The 2,246-nt window shown below is 37.2% G+C and carries 2 protein-coding genes and 1 pseudogene; all 3 read right to left on the bottom strand.

The features are described 5' to 3' along the window. Window positions 1-380: pseudogene (locus HMPREF9144_RS14030) on the bottom strand (toxin TcdB middle/N-terminal domain-containing protein); the annotation flags it as partial. A 250-nt stretch (window positions 381-630) separates the two neighbouring features. Next, complete coding sequence (locus HMPREF9144_RS10880; protein ID WP_249031194.1) at window positions 631-1,296, bottom strand: hypothetical protein; 666 nt, start codon at window positions 1,294-1,296, stop codon at window positions 631-633. Window positions 1,297-1,417: 121 nt separating this feature from the next. After that, a partial coding sequence (locus tag HMPREF9144_RS10875) for an N-acetylmuramidase domain-containing protein (protein ID WP_006046123.1) occupies window positions 1,418-2,246 on the bottom strand: 829 nt, incomplete at its 5' end.

The following is a 2,246-nucleotide window of genomic DNA, read 5'->3' as shown; positions in this document are numbered from 1 at the left end:
GTCCCAGTACATCTCACGGGTAGCGTTGGTCGAGTCGTTGGTCATGTCTGTCTCGCCCGCGTCGGGGTGGCTCACCATCAGCTTGTGTCCCAGCTGGTCATATTCGTATCTGGTCTCCCTGCCGTTAAGGTGCGTAACCGTCGTCACCTCGTTCACGGGATTGTAGACATATCTCAAGGTAATGTTCTCACCACCGTCCTGTCGGGGACATCCGTCACCTTCGTCTCCAGCATCGGAACACCGTCGAGGCTGCCGATGGTGTAGGCACTCCTGGTGGTGCTGGCGTCAGCAAGGGTGACGCTGACGGTGCGGTCGTGGGTGTCATATTCGGTCTTGACCTGTAGGTCGCCCGTGGCGGTGTTGTAGGTGCCGATATTGCCGTCCTGTGAATGGACCGATATCATTTTCTATTCCTTACGATAATCTTATATTCTCTTTGAACCATATACTCATTTAACATTAATGATATTACATCCGAATCTTTTCCACATTTCAAAATTACCATAAGCCCTCTTTGAATTCCAATACCCTTGCATGAAGAAAAAGGTATCAATTTCCGTCACCACTTTCACTATTAATAAGTATCAAAACTTTTCATCTATCCAATATCTTACCTCATTGAACCTTATATCAATTAGTTAAATCTGATATTTCTTTTAAAATCTGGTCACATTTAACTAATGAAAATTTAATCTCATTTGAATAAGGGATTTTGATCCAATCTCCACCATCATCATCGAGTGCAGAGTAAGCTATCGGCCGAATACAAATATTACCAGAAATAAGGCAGAAGCCATAAAACTCTTTCATTTCGAATCTAGAACGAAGAGATTTAGGAAAGCTCAGTACCTTTTTATTTATGACTTTCTGTACCATAGGTGTAGTTATAAGGTTAACCTGATATACATTGCCTTTCCTAACAATAAAAGTAAAAGGCTTCTCACTGTAGCCCCTATGAAACCCTTCGTCTATAACGGAATACAGAAAACTTACGAAATTGTCCTTCCTATATGAAAATAGTTCTATGTCCTCGATAAAAGAGTGATTTGAATAACTCTTGTACATTTTATCACACATAAGTGATATGTGATTTAATTTATTAAATAGAATTCCTCCATCTTTTCTTATATGTAAGAAAGTATTCTCTCCTGAGACAATTGTATCTATTTTTACAAAAGAGTTTCTTAAATTACTCTTTCTACTATCATTTAAATACAGTTTAATTTGTTCTGGTAAAGTTATTTTATTATTGTCAATTGAAGCAGTGTTAACTGTAGCAATATAAACTTGACTCATATTGCTTTTTGTGTTTAGACTTTTACCTTTGCAATACAAGAATGTTCCTATAGATAAAATCATTAGGATGAGAATATACGTTTTTATTAATTTCATACTCTTCTTTATTATTTAGTTTAAATTATCTTGAGGGTATTTTAATTTCAGATTCTTTGTATCCCTTAAATGGATCCGCTGAAAAGATCTTATAATTTTCAGCCATTTTGGTATCATATTTGTTATCTTTATAACTAGGACCATTATAGAGACGTGCAAATGTAGCCCAATCATGATTTAGCAAAGCTTTTCGCATTGCATGATTAGCAGAAATATAATTTGTAAATGCATCGAGCATTTTATCCTCGTCAGCACTAAACATAGCGTCACCAAATTCCTTAGCAGATTTATAACCTGCTTCCTTATAGTTGCTCCCCATAATTTGAAAACTCCCATAAGATATTGAGGAATACGCTGCTTCCTCATCCAGTTTTTTAGCCTTCTCAAACCGACGATATTGGTTAGAAGGATTGCCATATTGATCAATTTCAGGAGTTGCCACTTCTTTGCCTTTCTCCTTATGAGTTTTCCCTTTAAAGCGAGTAGGTGCTGATATATCTCTATCTTTATCATATTTACCATGTGTAAATTTACTAAAATAATGGCGCTCATACAAAATCTTTATACGACCATCCTTTGTATAAGTTTGACCTCCTGTCTCCGTCTGAAATACAGCCCTAATGACAGATAACTCTACACCTAATTTTTTAGCAGCCTTTCTCAAGGCTGAAAGAGATGGCTTGTAACCAACCTCATCTATAAATTTCACAGGGTTATCGAGCGTATATACATAACCACATACTGTTGGGTATTTCTCTGTTAGTTTGTCCACCCCATACCACAAACTCGTTACTGGGTTCATGTACCTTGCACCATAATAGTACAAACCTGTCTCTTCATCGAACTGTTTACCG

The organism is Prevotella pallens ATCC 700821, from assembly GCF_000220255.1.
Lineage (GTDB): Bacteria > Bacteroidota > Bacteroidia > Bacteroidales > Bacteroidaceae > Prevotella > Prevotella pallens.
The sequence above is the reverse complement of the archived record's forward strand: the minus strand, read 5'-3'. Positions and strand labels throughout refer to the sequence as shown.